This is a genomic window from Mycolicibacterium xanthum (genome assembly GCF_019710635.1).
Lineage (GTDB): Bacteria > Actinomycetota > Actinomycetes > Mycobacteriales > Mycobacteriaceae > Mycobacterium > Mycobacterium xanthum.
On record NZ_JAIFZS010000094.1, the window covers coordinates 1 to 15085 of the forward strand.

General features: G+C 67.0%; 13 protein-coding genes, 1 pseudogene and 1 riboswitch. Of the genes and pseudogenes, 8 read left to right on the plus strand and 6 right to left on the minus strand.

The annotated features are described in order from the left end of the window. The first annotated feature begins 253 nt into the window (after positions 1–253). From JDV09_RS25600 to JDV09_RS25620, 5 genes are all read left to right on the plus strand, one after another. A complete protein-coding gene (locus tag JDV09_RS25600; protein ID WP_221371946.1) occupies positions 254–1432 on the plus strand; it encodes an alpha/beta hydrolase family protein in 1179 nt (392 codons plus the stop codon). 187 nt (positions 1433–1619) lie between these two features. Next, positions 1620–4145: an SEC-C domain-containing protein gene (locus JDV09_RS25605; RefSeq protein ID WP_221371953.1), complete on the plus strand. Its 2526-nt coding sequence runs from the start codon at positions 1620–1622 to the stop codon at positions 4143–4145. Positions 4146–4303: 158 nt separating this feature from the next. Further along, positions 4304–5875: an FMN-binding glutamate synthase family protein gene (locus JDV09_RS25610; protein WP_221371947.1), complete on the plus strand. Its 1572-nt coding sequence runs from the start codon at positions 4304–4306 to the stop codon at positions 5873–5875. A gap of 309 nt (positions 5876–6184) precedes the next feature. Further along, the gene (locus tag JDV09_RS25615; RefSeq protein WP_221371948.1) at positions 6185–6670 is read left to right on the plus strand and encodes a hypothetical protein; all 486 of its coding nucleotides are present in this window, start codon (positions 6185–6187) and stop codon (positions 6668–6670) included. Continuing rightward, complete coding sequence (locus tag JDV09_RS25620) at positions 6636–7004, plus strand: type II toxin-antitoxin system RelB family anti-toxin (RefSeq protein ID WP_221371949.1); 369 nt, start codon at positions 6636–6638, stop codon at positions 7002–7004. The genes JDV09_RS25615 and JDV09_RS25620 overlap by 35 nt, the downstream gene beginning before the upstream one ends. 229 nt (positions 7005–7233) lie before the next feature. Here the strand turns inward: JDV09_RS25620 and JDV09_RS25625 are convergent, their stop codons facing one another. The 4 genes from JDV09_RS25625 to JDV09_RS25640 all read right to left on the minus strand — a co-directional run bounded on the left by JDV09_RS25625 (position 7234) and on the right by JDV09_RS25640 (position 10277). Further along, positions 7234–7869 (minus strand): RES family NAD+ phosphorylase, encoded by a 636-nt coding sequence (locus tag JDV09_RS25625; RefSeq protein WP_372453036.1) that lies wholly within the window; start codon positions 7867–7869, stop codon positions 7234–7236. A gap of 11 nt (positions 7870–7880) precedes the next feature. After that, on the minus strand, positions 7881–8480 hold the full coding sequence (locus JDV09_RS25630; protein WP_221371950.1) for a DNA-binding protein: 600 nt from the start codon (positions 8478–8480) through the stop codon (positions 7881–7883). An 89-nt stretch (positions 8481–8569) separates the two neighbouring features. Further along, positions 8570–9568: a metallophosphoesterase gene (locus JDV09_RS25635; protein ID WP_221371951.1), complete on the minus strand. Its 999-nt coding sequence runs from the start codon at positions 9566–9568 to the stop codon at positions 8570–8572. Between the two features lie 469 nt (positions 9569–10037). Continuing rightward, positions 10038–10277 (minus strand): AbrB/MazE/SpoVT family DNA-binding domain-containing protein, encoded by a 240-nt coding sequence (locus JDV09_RS25640; RefSeq protein ID WP_221371952.1) that lies wholly within the window; start codon positions 10275–10277, stop codon positions 10038–10040. Between the two features lie 149 nt (positions 10278–10426). After that, a riboswitch (SAM riboswitch) is annotated at positions 10427–10538 on the plus strand. An 8-nt stretch (positions 10539–10546) separates the two neighbouring features. On the opposite strand from JDV09_RS25640, the gene JDV09_RS25645 reads away from it, so the two are divergent. Together JDV09_RS25645 and JDV09_RS25650 are read left to right on the plus strand one after the other, a co-directional pair. Then, positions 10547–10990 (plus strand): hypothetical protein, encoded by a 444-nt coding sequence (locus JDV09_RS25645; RefSeq protein ID WP_255606055.1) that lies wholly within the window; start codon positions 10547–10549, stop codon positions 10988–10990. A 246-nt stretch (positions 10991–11236) separates the two neighbouring features. Further along, positions 11237–12319 carry an HNH endonuclease gene (locus JDV09_RS25650; protein WP_308124249.1) on the plus strand — a complete coding sequence of 361 codons (1083 nt, stop codon included), beginning with the start codon at positions 11237–11239 and terminating at the stop codon, positions 12317–12319. Between the two features lie 83 nt (positions 12320–12402). On the opposite strand, the gene JDV09_RS25655 is transcribed toward JDV09_RS25650, so the two are convergent. Beyond that, the gene (locus tag JDV09_RS25655; protein WP_308124250.1) at positions 12403–13452 is read right to left on the minus strand and encodes a DUF6884 domain-containing protein; all 1050 of its coding nucleotides are present in this window, start codon (positions 13450–13452) and stop codon (positions 12403–12405) included. 128 nt (positions 13453–13580) lie between these two features. On the opposite strand from JDV09_RS25655, the gene JDV09_RS25660 reads away from it, so the two are divergent. Further along, entirely contained in the window at positions 13581–14828 is a 1248-nt protein-coding gene (locus JDV09_RS25660; RefSeq protein ID WP_308124251.1) for a hypothetical protein, read from the plus strand. 95 nt (positions 14829–14923) lie between these two features. Here JDV09_RS25660 and JDV09_RS25665 read toward each other — a convergent pair. After that, positions 14924–15085 (minus strand): annotated as a pseudogene (locus JDV09_RS25665) (IS5 family transposase); the annotation flags it as partial.

Consider the following 15085-nt stretch of genomic DNA (forward strand, 5'->3'; position numbering starts at 1 on the left):
TGGGCCCAACAGTGGCTCACCCTGTGGCGCAACATCATCGGCCACAGCCCACCGGCGATCGCCACCACCTGACCACCCGCCGAAAGGCCCGACCGCAGCACACAAGGAAAAGCTGGACAGACCAGCAGATACCCCCTGCTCACCACCGGCAAGTGCTCACCAAAGCTACCCCAGCCTCAGCTATAACAGCTCATCGGTGGATCGAGGCTTAGGTCCCTGCGGGCGCGCTTCGCGCCCGCGCTACCGTCGTGTCATGTCGGCACCCGAGAACACCAACGGTCGCGGACGGCGACTCGCCCGCCCCGCCGACGTCACGACGCCCTTCGTGCGGGCCCGCCAGTTCCTGACCTCCCGACCCGGCGACCACGACGGGCTGCCCGTCGCGCGGCCGACCATCGCCGTGGCCAGAGAGGTGTTCCAGGACGAGCTCGTGCTGCTCGGCTTCCGGATGTTCCTGCCCGTCGGCGACGTGCACGCGATCGACGAGGCCAACCGCGAAATCGGTGCGGCGCTGGAGTATTACGCACACCATGGCTGGCTCGACGAGCCCGAGGGTTTCTTCACCTCCCCGCCGGCCCCGACCGACGTCACGTTTCAGCCGGTGAGGATCCGGGGCCAGGCACTGGACCGCATAGGCTTCGACAGCGGGTACGAGCCGCGTCCGGGCGAACCCGGCCGCGAGCGGTGGCTGAGCTACACCGAGGACAGCCGCGAACACGCGCTGGTGATGCGCCACCGAGAGCCGCGGCCCTGGGTGATCTGCGTGCACGGCGCCCTGATGGGCCGGGGCTCGGTCGACCTGAGACTGTTCCGCGCCCGGCATCTGCACCAGGATCTCGGCCTGAACGTGGTGCTGCCGGTGCTGCCGCTGCACGGCCCCCGCCGGCACAAGGGCGCGGCATTCCCGGGCACCGATGTGCTCGACGACGTGCATGCCACCGCGCAGGCGGTGTGGGACATCCGGCGGCTGATCGCGTGGATACGGTCACAGGAGCCCGAGTCCGCGATCGGCCTGAACAGTATGTCGCTCGGGGGCTACATCGCCTCGCTGGTCGCCAGCGTCGAGGACGGTCTGACCTGCGCGGTGCTGGGTGTGCCGGTGGCCAATCTGATCGAGGTGCTCGGTCTCCACGGCGGCCTACGCGAGGGCGACCCCCGCCATGACATGCTGACGCTGGCCGAACCGCTCGGCCGGATGCTCTCGCCGCTGTCGATGAGCTCCCGGGTCCCGATGGCGGGGCGCTTCATCTACGGCGGGCTGGCCGACCGGCTGGTGCACCCGCGCGATCAGGTGATGCGGCTCTGGGAGCACTGGGACCGGCCCGAGATCGTGTGGTACCCGGGTGCGCACACCGGTTTCTTCCGCGCGCGTCCGGTGCACGATTTCATCGACGACGCGCTGCGCCAGTCGGGTCTGGTCGCGGCGAGCTGACCCCCTCACCGTCGGCGCGTCCCGACCCCTCGTTGACACTGCAGCCAGCACGTTCCGACCCCGCGTTGACACTGCAGCCACGGCGGCCAAACCACCCACAACCCCGCCACCAGCACAGTCTCAACGCCCGGGTGACCGGCGTAAGGTGCCAACCGTGACGGATGAGGAAGTGGTTGCCGTATCGCGGATGCTCGCCGAACACGGCCCGCTCGGCAGGGATGACATCCTCGCCCGGCTGCAGGCTGACGGGGTGACCGACCCGGAGGGTGTTGCGCGGACCGCGCTGAACGAACTGGACCATCCGGCAAGGGATCTGAACGACGGGCGCTGGGTGTGGCTGCCGACCGTGCTGGCCGGGCGGGTCTTCACGCACCGCGTCGACTCCACCGAGGTCGCCCACGACCTGCTCACCGTCACCCCGGATCTGGACCCGATCACCGAACTGAGCCAGCACGAGCAGTACCAGCGCCTCGCCGACGGCTCGGCGGTCAGCCTCGCCCTGCCCTACTTCGACGACGAACACCTGGAAGAGCGGGGTGTCTCCCCGGAGGTTGTCGACGAGTCGGGCGCGCTGCTGCTGGAACCGGGGACGTTGCACGCGCTGGGCGTGACCGACGGCGATCTGGTCGGCATACGACTGTCCGACGCCGGCCTGGTCCTCGAGAAAGTCGAGACGGCGAACCCTTCCGTGCACGTGGGCGCACGGCTGGCCGCGGCGCTGGATCCCGACGAGCCGGTGTTCCTCGACTTGGCGGTCTGGGCGCTGTGCGCCGAGGACCCCGAGTTGTTCGCCGAGCCGGTGGTCCCGCTGACCGAGATCGTCGAGGCTCAGCGCCTGGCCTACAGCGACGGCCAGGTGGCCGCTCCGGGGTTCGACTTCGAGAGATGGCGGTTCGAGCGCGATTGCGAACGACTGTCCCGACGGTATGACATCGACGCCGACGACGCGCTTGCACTGCGCACGCTCGTGGCGGTGTACGACCACATGTCGGAGATGTTGACCGCTCTGGCCGAGTTCCCCGACGACGCCGACGACGCCGACGAGGCCGCCGCGGGCGACGTCGACGAGACCGGCGACGGCGCCGCAACCTCGGATGACGAAGGTTACGGCGCGCTGATCACCGAGTTCGGTTCGGCGCTGGGTGACCCGTTTCTGGCCGAGCTGTTCCGCAACGAGACGGTGGGCGGCGGCGGCTCACCCGCCGCGCTGGGCCTGTTCGCCGAGACGCTGGAGCCGCAGGTGCCGCGCGGCGCGCGGGTGGCCTTCCGCTGGCTGCGCGCCACGGCGCTGGAGCAGACGGGCGCCATCGAGTCGGCCGAACGCGAGTTGCTGACCGCCGAGTCGATGGACACCGAGTGGCCACTGACGCTGCTGGACCTGGCGCGGTTCGCCTCCGATCGCGGCGACGCCGAGCGCGGGTTGGCCCTGCTGCGCCGCGCCGGCGCCGCGGAGGACCATCCGCTGGCACGGGTACTCGACCAGCACCGTGCTTCGCCGCGCACCGATCTCGGCCGCAACGACGCATGCTGGTGCGGTTCGGGGCGCAAGTACAAGAAGTGCCACCTGGGACGCGAGCAGCTGTCGCTGGCCGATCGCGTGGGCTGGCTGTATCTCAAGGCCTGCCAACACGTCTTCGTGACGGAATGGCGCGATCTGGTCGAGGAGGTCGCCGAGGCTCGCGCCCAGTACTGCACGGAGGGCGACGCTACAACGGGGGATCCGCTGTTCGTCGACGCGGTGCTGTTCGAGGGCGGGGCGTTCGCCGACTTCCTGGCCAAGCGGGGCTTCCTGCTGCCCGATGACGAGCGGTTGCTGGCCGAGCAGTGGCAGCTGTTGGCGCGATCGGTGTTCGAGGTGCAGGACGTCGCACCGGGACGGCAGGTCCGCGTGCGTGACGTGCGCACCGGCGATGTCTACGACGTGCAGGAGCGGACGGCCAGCCGCTCCCTGCAACCCGGGCAGCTGATCTGCACCCGGGTGACGCCCACTCCGGAGGCCTACGAATTCTTCGGCGGTATCGACCCGGTCGCCCTGCACGAACGTGACCTGCTGATCGACCTGCTCGACTCCGAACCCGATCCGGTGGATCTGGTGGATTTCCTGAGCCGCCGGTTCGCACCCGCCACGCTGGTCAACACCGAGGGTGACCCGCTGGCGATCTGCGAGGCCACCGTGCGCGTCGACCCCGGCATCGGAGCCCGGCTCGACGACGCGTTCGACCGGGTCGACGAGGACGCCGCGCAATGGTTCGAGCACGTCGAAACCCATGGGGTGGACCACATCAGCGCCTCCCTGACGCTCGACGGCGACAGGCTGGCCGTTCAGACCAACAGCGAGAGGCGGATGGACCGCGTGCTGGCGACGCTGTCGCGCCTCGATCCGTCGATGACGGTGCTCGACGACGCCCGCCGCCCGCTGCGCGACGCCGCTGACGCGGCCGAGCTCGCCGGGACGATGGCGCCGTCGGGCTCGCCCGGGATCGACCCGAAGGACCCGGAAGTCGCCGCGGCACTCGACGAGGTCATGCGCCGCTACGAGGCGGCGTGGCTCGACGAACCGATACCGTCGCTGAACGGTCACACCCCGCGCCAGGCCGCCGACGACCCCACCCGACGCGACGACCTGATCAGGCTGCTGGACTCGTTCCCCGTGGTCGAGGGCAGCGCCGGAATGGATCCTGAGCGGCTGCGTGCCGCGCTGGGGTTGGGGTAGCCGCAAGCCGAGAAGTCCTGGCGGATTGGCACTCGGCGCACAGACCAGACAATGAGCGCCCCGACCGTGCGTTGACACTGCAGCCACGGCGGCGAAAACATCGAAAACCCCGCCGCCGGCACAGTCTCAACGGATGGCCATCTGGCAGGCTGCACCTCATGAAGAAACGGACGCTGGCCGCGCTGGCTCCCACCGCCGCGCTGGCCGGTATCGCCCTGCAGGACCTCGTTCAGAAGGAACACGCGCTTCGCCGCAACTTCCCGATCGTCGCCCGGTTGCGCTACCTGCTGGAATCGATCGGCCCGGAGTTGCGCCAGTACATCATCACCAACAACGACGACGAGCGACCGTTCAGCCGCGACCAGCGGCGCTGGGTGTACACGTCGGCGAAGAAGCGGAACAACTACTTCGCGTTCGGCACCGACAACGACACCGAGAACTCGGCGTACCCGATCATCAAGCAGGCCACGTTCTGCGACGTCGTGCCGGCCTCCCCGATCCACGCGGAGGACGTCGAGGTGCCCGGCGCCAAGGTGCTCGGCGGCCCGCGCGGGCGCCGGCACGCGTTCCGGCCGGCGTCGATCGTCAACGTGTCGGCGATGTCGTTCGGCTCGCTGAGTCCCAAGGCCATTCAGGCGATCAACGCCGGCGCCAAGCTCGTCGGCTGCTGGCACAACACCGGCGAAGGCGGCCTGTCCGACCACCACCGCCGGGGCGGGGACCTCGTCTTCCAGATCGGCACCGGCTACTTCGGCTGCCGAGACGAGCGCGGCGACTTCGACCTCGGCCGGTTGGTCGACGTCGTCGGTTCCGGCCCCGTGCGCGCCATCGAGATCAAGCTGAGCCAGGGCGCCAAGCCGGGCCTGGGCGGGCATCTGCCGGGCGAGAAGGTGAACGCGGAGATCGCCCGCATCCGCGGTGTCGAGCAGGGCAAGGACGTCGCGAGTCCGTCGCGGCACACCGCGTTCCGCAACGTCGACGAGATGCTCGATGTCGTCGAGCGGATCGCCGAGGCCACCGGGCTGCCGGTCGGCATCAAGTCGGCGGTGGGCGACATGGGCTTCTGGGTCGAGTTGGCGGACCGGATGGCCGACGGGCAGCGGGGCGTGGACTTCGTCACCGTCGACGGCGGCGAGGGCGGCACCGGCGCCGCGCCGCTGGTGTTCGCCGATCACGTGTCCTTTCCGTTCCGGGTCGGGTTCGCCCAGGTCTACGGGCTGTTCGCCGAGGCGGGGCTCAGCGACCGCGTGACGTGGATCGGGTCGGGCAAGCTGGGCCTGCCCAGCAACGCGATCGTGGCGTTCGCGCTGGGCGTCGACCTGCTCAACGTGGCACGGGAGGCGATGCTGTCGATCGGCTGCATCCAGGCGCAGAAGTGCCACACCGACCATTGCCCGACCGGCATCGCGACCCAGAACCCGTGGCTAGCCCACGGTCTGGATCCGCAACAGAAGTCGCACCGGCTAGCCAACTACATCCTGACGCTGCGCCGCGATCTGCTCAAGGTCTCGGAGGCGGCGGGCGTGCGGCACCCCGCCCTGCTCGGCCCGAACTGTGTCGAGATCCTCGACGGTGATCGCGGCCATCGGCCGCTCGCGGAGGTCTACGGCTATAGGGACGGGTGGGGCGTACCCGGGCCGGAGATCGTCGCGGAGATCGATGCGTGCATGTCGCGCAACTACTCTGCGCCCGGCGTCGACGAGGTCGTCCAGCACGAGCCGGTGAAGTGAGCGCCGGGTAGCCCGGTTTGCGCTGAATCCGTTGCAGCTCAGCGTGATCCTCTGTTCGAGATTGCCGCCATGGCTGTGAAGTCGGCGGCGCAACAGCCCTCAGCGCAACTTCGACGACGTGACTGCCATCAGCTTGTGATGGAAGCGGGTGTCCCGTGACGTTGCACGCAGTTGTTGTCGATGGCGTCCTCCAGACTCGGACGTGATGATCCAGCCATCAAATCTGGTTGCGCCAGAAGTTTAGGTTTTACTAAAGTGGAGGGGGATCGATGGACAGGCGGGCAATCGTGAGAGGGCAGTTTCATCAGGTTGACTGCGCAGTCCGCTCGGACGGAAGTTCACCCGCCGGGCAGTTCTTGGACGCCTTGCGGGCCGGACTGTGGGGTCGGACCGAAGAGGACGAACCTGTGGACGAACAGGTCAGCGACTACCACTGGTTTTCTCAATGCAATCGGGCACTGGGCGAACACGGGCGAGCCGATCTACCGCGACGCGGTCAAATCCCTCGAGAACGGCGTGTGGGAGTTCCGACACGGCGACAAAAGCCTCACGTTCTTAGACACCGACGGCAAAGGCGGATACACCGCCAAGCTACCGATCCGCCGCTACTCAGACGCCGAGGCGCCGGACAGCCAATTCTGGCCGATCCCCTACTTCGACCGCCTGATCCGCGTTGGACACGCCTTCACAAAGGTCAGCCAGAAGACGCTGAAGCATGATCTTTCGGAATCTCAAAATGTCAGAGAGGAGGACCTCGACTATGACCGACCAACGCGATCCGACGTTGATCGATGAGGAACAGGCCACCGACACCGGCGCGCAGGGATTGGCAGCTGCTGATCTCGCCGGCCAAACCATGCGGCTTCTGCACCAGGCACTGGACGCCTCGGGCCTGGATCAGAAGGCGCTCGCCGAAAAGCTTGGCGTCACGCAGGGCCGCGTGTCACAAGTGTTCAACGGCGACGGGAACTTGCGTATCGCGGCGGTCGCCCGCTACCTATGCGCACTCGGTTTTGACGTACGGCTCTCCGCCACACCTCTGGCACCGGGCCTCCCTGCACTACCCCGCCAGTCACGGCGCCGCCCAGCGCGCGACCCGCAACCGGCAGCTACCGAGTTATTACAGTAATCACGAAGTAGACCTACCGACTTCACAGTTTTCGCAGGTAGATGACTTTTCGCCAAGGCGAATCACATCAGTGTAGGTTTACACCTCTTTTAGAGTGCGCGGCTGCACTCCTTGACGGCTCGCACGTCACCCTGCCGCCCGGCCAACCGCCTGCACTTCGCCGCAGCTGAACGGCGCAACTGGCCGTTCCACGATGCCCGAAATGTCTCCTGCGGGTGCGGTTTGGCGATCAGACGACGCCGTAGCCCAGCCGCTTCGCCGCTCCGGCGATGCGAATGGCCATCGCGGGATGCGACAGGGGCAGTGACAGCGTGGGGCGGGTGGGCATCGCGCTGGCCGCGGGCATGAACAGCGCGACGCAGGGGTGGCCGGCGAATCGGCTGTTGTAGCGCAGGCCGTCGAGGTCGGGGAAGGCCTGGGCGATGGTGCGTGCCCACTGCCGGGTGACGGCGTGCGGGGCCGTGGAGATGGCGAAGGTACCCCCGGCGCGGGTCACCCAGGCACCACGGCTGTCGGTGCCGAGGTCGAGGACGGTGAGGGTGCGGGTGAATGACAGTCCGGTCAGATACGGGCGCCCGTGGGCGCGGTCGATGACCCGGCCGACCTGATAGGCCTCGGCCAGCGCGGCATCGGGCGTGGACGCTCCGTACCAGACGCCATGGCGCGGGTGGTCGCCCTTGGGCAGGGGGCGCGGGTCGAACCGCAGGACGGGGCCGAAGCTGCGCAGCGCGTTCCAGGCCAGGACATGCTCGCCCTCGGTACGGTGGACGCGCCACCACACGGCCTCACGGTCGATGGTGCGGGTCTCATCGTCACCGATGCCCACGGCGCGCATTGCCGACGGTGTCGGCGGATCGGGCAGCATCGGCTCACCGCTCACGTGGCGGCCCAGTCCCCGATGTCGATCAGGGCCAGCACCGGTTCAACGGGCTCGCCGTGGAGTAGCCACTCCCGCACCGACTTCGGCCGACCGCCGATCCGCAGGTCGGGCTGCGGTGTCATGAGCAGCCCGGCGATCGCGGTGGGATGGAGGCCACGGCCGAGCAGTGCCGGCAGCACCTGGTCGAGGCCGCGGACCAGTTTCAGCTTGAGTCGGGGCGGCCGGCCAGTGTGGGTCGATTCGAACTGCAGCGCGGGATAGACCCAGCGGCCGCCGTCGTCGATGGCCCACAGCTTGTGCGCCAGACGGCGTTGACGTACTCGGGAGTCGTTGACGCCCAAGCCTTCGCGGACCTCGGCGGCGGTGTAGGCGGTGCTGTACAGGCGGGCCATGTGGGCGGTGACGTCGGCGGCGACCTCGGCGTACGCCTTCGGGTCCTCGGTGAACCCGGCCGCGTCGAGCAGTTGCGCTTCTTCCTCGGTGAGAGCGCCGGCCCAGGGGCGCTGCGCGGGCAGGGTCTTCAGTGCTGCGATCAGGTCTGAGCGGCGCAACTGGAAGCGGTCCATCAGGAGTTCGTCGAGTTCATCGGTGCTCATCAGGCAGCGCTCCCCATGTGAGGTGTTAACGTCAGTTAACGATAACGTATACCCGTTATCAACCAGTGGCACTGCCGCGCCGAACCGACTCACACCCCGACGTAGTTGCCGGGCCGGATGCGGCTCTCCCCCGACCAGCGGTAGACCATCAGCGAACCACCCTTGACCGCGCTGAAGTCCACGCACGCGGTGCGGTCGGTCCAGTCCCGCAAGTGCTGGGGATCGCCGTGGCGCCAGTAGTGGCCGTAGAACACCGGGACGTCGCCGGAATAGACGTAGTCGCGGTCCTCCGCGGCGACCTCGACGTCGGGCAGCTCGGGGTAGGGATCACCCTGCACGGTGGTGTAGGCGCTGCTGATCTCGACGATGTCGCGCAGCGTCTTCGCGTCCTCGTCCCACCAGCGCAACCGTGCGTGGCTGCGTGGATGGCCGTCCTTGTCGAGGTAGGCCGGCTGCCCGCGCGCGACGAGGCTGATCTCGGGGCCTTTGAGTGCGGTCTCCACCGCGTGGTACACCGGATCGTGTCGATCGGTTGCCCGCACGAGTTGGTCGACCGTTGTCAGCCGGTTGCCGCCGAGCTCGCGTTCCAGCAGTGCGATCGACTCGTCGTGCCAGCAGGCGTGCACGACGCGGACGTCACCCAGGTCCAGCCACAACGGCTGGGTCCAGAACCAGTCCAGGTACTCCGTACGCGCATCGCCCTTCAGTTCCTCCAGGAACCTCTCGTGTTGCTTCTCGTTCTTGGCCGACGACGGATCGCCGGGGTCGTCGTGCGGCCGCAGGAACTTCCCGGGATGGCCGGGCCGCTCGGTCGCGTAGGCCAGGGCGTTGAACTCGTGATTGCCCAACACCATTCGCGCGCTGCCGGCATCGACCATGGGCTTGACGATCTGCAGCACGCGCAGCTGACGATCGCCGCGGTCGATCAGGTCGCCGACGAAGATCGCGGTACGGCGCGGATGCCGGTAGGCGGTTCCCGGTCCGTCGGTGCGGTAGCCCATCGTGGTGAGCAGCGCCTCGAGCTTGTCGGCGCAGCCGTGGATATCGCCGATGATGTCGTAGCCGGGCTCGTCCAATCCGGTGGTCATCACTTCCCCTTCCGGGCAGCCTTCGTGAGCCTTCCTCGGAAGGCAGCCCAGTGCCGCAGTTCAGAAGTCGCCGGGAGATCCCCCAGGTGTCATCCCAACCGCGATCGGCGACGGATCCGGTGGGCTCAACTTCAGGTTAACGCGCCCGTCCGACAACACGGAGACGACGGCGTCGCAGCGCCGGGGCTGCGCCTCGGGGACGTCCGGACCTCCTGGGGAATCCCTCCGCTATTCAGGGGTCGATGCAACAGATAGGCCGCCAGGCCCGGGTGATTCCCGCGACCCCTTCTCGTCCCGGACCCCCGATCGTGAAACGAAGTGCTCCCCGGCCCCCTTGACCCAGCCCGGAGTCTTCCATTCCCGCTCCTGGGTGGGCGGCGGATCACTGATCCATCCCTTTCCGGCAGTCATCGGATCCTCCTCCTGGCCGCCGCGACACTCGTGTCGACGGCAGTGGCCGGCACCGGTCTCACCTCCGTACCGCGTCGACGAGGGCGAACATCATCTCGTCGGTCACGACCGTGTCAGCCCGGGCGACCAGGCGCCCGTCCTCATCCCGCTCGAGTCGTGCGGTTCGCCCTCTTGGGACGATCCGAAGTCCGCCCCCGTTCGCAGAGATGTCAACCGTCGAACCAGGGGTCAGCCCCAACGCGTCGCGCAGTTGCTTGGGTAGAACGACCCGACCGCCGGAGTCGATGACAACCTCCATGGGATGAGGGTACCGGTGGGATCCCGTTTGAACTCTTACCCCGTGGGAACCCGGCGACCTGCGACTGCGTCCGACGCACTCCGCGTGATGCCGCGGCTGTCCGACACACGGGGATGACGTTGTCGGAGCGCCGGAGTAGTCTCGGGTCAGCTCACGAGCGGACGGCTGTTCGGGTACCTGGCCCGCCGTCCCGGCAACCGCGCGACCACCGCACGGTGCCCCAGGGGAAGAGCCGGCACGCGAAGCGTGCAAGCGGTGGATGCCCGACCGTGGCGCCCCGGGAACGGCATAGCATGAACGACCAACCCTTTAGCCCGGCGGATGCGGCTCTGCGCGAACGCATTACCGAGCTGTCGGTACACATCCCGTGCGGCGGAATCCGGGGGCCGATCCGCCGGGGCACATCGCGACTGTGGCAGTCGTGCCGGGACGAAGACAATCCGGTCAAATGGCTCGCCGCCGATGTCTCCCGTGACTTCGACCTCTGCATCGTCTGCTTCCGAGCGACCGCCGGCGGACGCTCCCGCTGGTCATGGCGGGCCTGCAGCGACTGCCGTGCGGTCAATGACGCCGTCGCATCGGTGTGGGGCTTCCGCCCGTTCGCGCTGGGACGCCACAGCTTGATGAATGGCATCGGGGTCCGCGGTCGAGCCCCAGCCGAGGTCCAACAGCGACAGCTCGAGCGGCTCAAGGAGTACGCCGGCGGCGACTGACGGCTGCGCGGATGGCGCGATCACGAGTATCCGCTGCTGGCAGCACGATTCGAGCCTGACGCCGACATTCCGCTGCGGGAGTGGCAACAGGCCTGGCCACCGAGCAAGATCGCCTCGCGCGATGCGTTCGCCCGGCTGATCGGCGCGGAGTACCCGGTGGCCCGGCCGTAGGCAGATGGGTAATGGTATCGGCGATAATACGTCGTGTGCTGTTCTACTGCAGAGTGCCAGCGTCGGTGATGAACCGTGAGTAGCGAAGCGGTCGACCCGCTGCTGCTGGGGCAGCGCGTCGTCGCGATCCTCGAAACCGGGCAGCGCACAGCAACATACAAGCTCGCCACACTGATGGCCTTGATCGATCACTGCATCGAGAACCTGCCTGCCGAGCCTCGGGATTCACTTGTGGTGCCGATCCCCGAACTGGCACGCCGCGTACTCGAGATCTACTGGCAACAGGTGCGTCCGTTCGATGGCCATGAACTACGCCAGTCGAGAGGGTCGCGGGCTCGTATTCTCGCCGCCACCAAGGAGCTTCGCGTGGCAGCAGGCGTCCACTGCTCGGTCGATGTTGCGCAACTTCGCGCTCCGGACGCCTACCGGCATGCTATCGCCGAGATCACGCTGTGTTTGGCGCAGCAACCCTTACATCGACTGCAGAAGCTGCGCGGGTCGACGACGAGTGACCCGTTCCTCTACGAGGACTCCTTTCTGCATGACCAGGTGTCGCGGTCTGCATTGCGCGCGCACGACGATGCGATCGTGCTCAAGCCCGGGGTTGCCCATGGTCTGGCGCGGTTGGCCGGCCTGCTGAAGCCCGCGCTGGAGATCATGTGGGTCGACGACGTGCGCCGCATGAACAGGTTCCTCGACGCCGAAGTGCCCAACGTCGCCGGTCATCTCTTCGGCCGGGAGCGCACGGCCCTGACGGCGGTCCGGGAACCGTTCAAGGAGATCTACGGGCCGCACTGCTTCTACTGCGGGGCTCATCTGCCCGCCGACAATCCTGTCGACCATGTTCTGCCATGGTCGTTGGTGGGGATCGACGGGCTCACCAACCTCGTGTTGGCGTGCAAGCGGTGCAACAGCGACAAGAGCGGTGCGTTGCCGGCCGTGGCGATTGTGGACCGCGCGCTCAACCGCGACCGACAGGTGCTGGAGAACCTGGCCGCGGACTTAGAGTGGCCTACGCAGCACGACCGGGTCGTCGCCGCGGCGCGGGGAATCTACCGTGCCCAGTCCACTGGTGTGCCGACGTGGTCGGGGTACCGGCGCAGTGAACGCCTCGACATCAGCTTTCCGCCGTGGTGGGTGTCATTCCCTACGGACTGATCGCCGACACCAACCGACGAGAATGGTCCGCGCACCACCCCCCGAAGGACCTCCGCAATACGCACGCTCTTCAAGACCCGGCATCAATCAGCCCGCGTCACCGCGATCCTGAGCTCTCGCAGCGTTCGACGCAACGGGGTCGGTTGCATACCCTGCAGATTCAGCGGTGGATCGAGTGCCTCAAGCACTCGCTTCTCGATCTGGCCAAGTGTGTCCCGATCGTCATACGGCGTGGTCACAACACGCATGTGGTCGTTCATCCACCGGGTAACTCTTTCCTCGTCTACGCGAGTTGCCCCGTCGGCGCTTGCGAGGATCGCTCCAATGGTGCGGCGAAAGGTCGAGAACTCGTGGCTGCCGCCGAGGTGCATGGTGGTGATCCGCAGCCACAGGGTGTTCTGCGAGCGTTTGCCGCTCGGCCAGCGCGTTGCTCCTGCGAGTCCCGCGTAGACGAGGCCACTTGCAACGGATGTCCCTAGGCCTCGGGTCAGGTCGGCCGCGCCGGCCTCGTCGACCCACCAGCTATAGAGCCCGGGCCGATCAGTGGCCGCCTTGCCAGCGGCTAGAAAGTCCCCGGGCGATAGGGCCGCCGCCTTGTTTCGCAGATTGGTGACGATCGCCGCGACGTCGAGCTCGACGGTTCCCGACTCGGATCCAGCAGCGTCATACCAGGACAGCCGCTGCCCCATACTTAGGCCCCTGAGCGGATCGGTCACGGTCGCGCCGAGCGCCTCCAGATCCGGACGGACGGCATCGAGGTACACCGAGCCTGCGTGAATCTCGATGGTCTTGCCGGCCAGCGAGCCGGCAAGTACCTCTAGCCTTGCTGCCACCCAGGCACTCCACGCCGACCTAAACTCTTTGGACATGTCCGGCAGATACCGCTCGTACGGTGCCAACCACTCATCTGGGGCGACGAGCCCGTGTTCTGCCGACAGAATGAACCACGGCACGCCGGAGCGCTCCGCATAAGCACGCTGCTTACGGAACAGCGCAGAGGTATAGAGGTCTTTTGCTGGCGACGGACGATCCCGCTTGGTCTTCACACAGGTGACGAGGACGATGTCCGCGCCCGATTGGTCGCCCGGTGACAGGGTCGACATCACATGGGATCCGCCATGGCGAGCTTCCACGAGTAACCACGCTAACCGCCGGCCGCCATGACGTGGCCGTCGCCGAAAAGCCGGCGTTGCGGAAACGCTACAGCGAGGCGCTCTGGGCTTGCCTAGACTCGGCGAGGGGATGAATCTGGGGGTTAACCGTGAGCAACGACGAGCGCGAGAACTTGCCCGTTTCGGCCGCAAAAGACGAGGTCGTCATATCGGTGCAGCCGGAAGGCATCCTCGTCGGGGGCGATCCGGATGCGGTCGAGGAGTACCTACAGCGCATCCGGGAATCTGCGGGACAAACTGCGCCGATCTCCAGCGTCGATACCGCCTCCCTCGGCAACGCCACGGGATTGTTGGCGGGCGCGGCCGCCGTGATGGGCCAGTCGGCGAAGTTCGTCCAACTGCATCCCGACAGCGTCAAGGCTCTGACGGTCGGTAAGAGGATTCCCGGGTCCGACGGGTTCTACCGGATGATGACCCGCGGCACCGACGGCAAGTTCCTTCAGCAGCTCCAGTGGAAGTCGACCGCCGTCAATCCGCAACGGCTGATGGCGCTGCAGATGGTCGCCGTGCAGATAGCGCTCACGACTGCAATCGCCCAGGTCGACGAGTCGGTCCGCCGCGTCGAAGGCAAGGTCGACGAACTACTTCGCCTAGCCGAGGCAGACCGCGCCGGCGATGTCCTCGGCAACCACACCACCATTTCTCGAGCCCTTGCCTATCTCGAGAAGAACGGCCCGTTGCCGGACGCGATCTGGGATTCCATCGCCGCGCTCGGACCGGCCCTCAACGTCACGGTCGAACAGTTGCGTAACTACGTGACCCGAACACTGCAATCGTTCAACAGCGACTTTCCGGTGAAGGAGCGAGCAGCGCTGTTGCGCCGGGCCGCTGAAGAGAGCCAGCTGGGAGACACACTTGATCTCCTGATCGTCACCGAAGAGTCGCTGTATAGGTGGCAACGGATCCTTCTCGCGCGCGTCGAAGACAACGAGCCCGAGCATCTACCCCAGGTGATTCAGGAAGCCCGGGAACTGTTGGCCCATCAACTCGTTGAGGACGGCAAGCTCTACCAGCGGGCAAAGCAGGTGCTCGACACGGTGAGCAAACCCGACGCGAAGGAAGGGTTTCGGATTCGAGCAATTCACGAATTGGGTCAACACCGCACAAAGCTGCGTGGCGATCTGGACCACTTCGCCCAGGCGCGACATCAACAAGTCCTGGGGTGGGAAGAGTTCACGGATCCACGCATCCGCGACGCAGCATCCGCCAGAGTTCAAGCAGTCAAGCACAATGCCGGCCGAGCGCTCGCCGCTGCCGGCGGCGGGCTCATTCGGATCAGCGACTACCTCACCGAGAAACCGGCCGAGAAGGAGGCTGAAACCTTAGACGAACCCTGAATCGGGGAGGTGAAATGGGCAGGCAGTGCTTGGCCTGAGATGCGCAGTGAAGAAAGGGCACGTCACGAGGTTCGCAGACAAGCAGGAAAATCGACTTAGGGCGTGTCTCCCGATTGTGGGGTGCCGACGCGGGCATGGATGACGGCGCAGGCCAGCAGAACGCCGCCGAGGTAGGTCAGGGCGTACTTGTCGTAGCGGGTGGCGATGCCGCGCCACTGCTTGAGTCGGTTGAAGCCTCGTTCGACGGTGTTGCGCAA

Bases quoted from the DNA above. Each gene is read 5' to 3' on its own strand.
- JDV09_RS25600 (WP_221371946.1), top strand. From the start codon at position 254: ATGTCGGCACCCGAGAACACCAACGGTCGCGGACGGCGACTCGCCCGC.
- JDV09_RS25605 (WP_221371953.1), top strand. From the start codon at position 1,620: ATGCTCGCCGAACACGGCCCGCTCGGCAGGGATGACATCCTCGCCCGG.
- JDV09_RS25610 (WP_221371947.1), top strand. From the start codon at position 4,304: ATGAAGAAACGGACGCTGGCCGCGCTGGCTCCCACCGCCGCGCTGGCC.
- JDV09_RS25620 (WP_221371949.1), top strand. From the start codon at position 6,636: ATGACCGACCAACGCGATCCGACGTTGATCGATGAGGAACAGGCCACC.
- JDV09_RS25625 (WP_372453036.1), bottom strand. From the start codon at position 7,869: ATGCTGCCCGATCCGCCGACACCGTCGGCAATGCGCGCCGTGGGCATC.
- JDV09_RS25630 (WP_221371950.1), bottom strand. From the start codon at position 8,480: ATGAGCACCGATGAACTCGACGAACTCCTGATGGACCGCTTCCAGTTG.
- JDV09_RS25635 (WP_221371951.1), bottom strand. From the start codon at position 9,568: ATGACCACCGGATTGGACGAGCCCGGCTACGACATCATCGGCGATATC.
- JDV09_RS25640 (WP_221371952.1), bottom strand. From the start codon at position 10,277: ATGGAGGTTGTCATCGACTCCGGCGGTCGGGTCGTTCTACCCAAGCAA.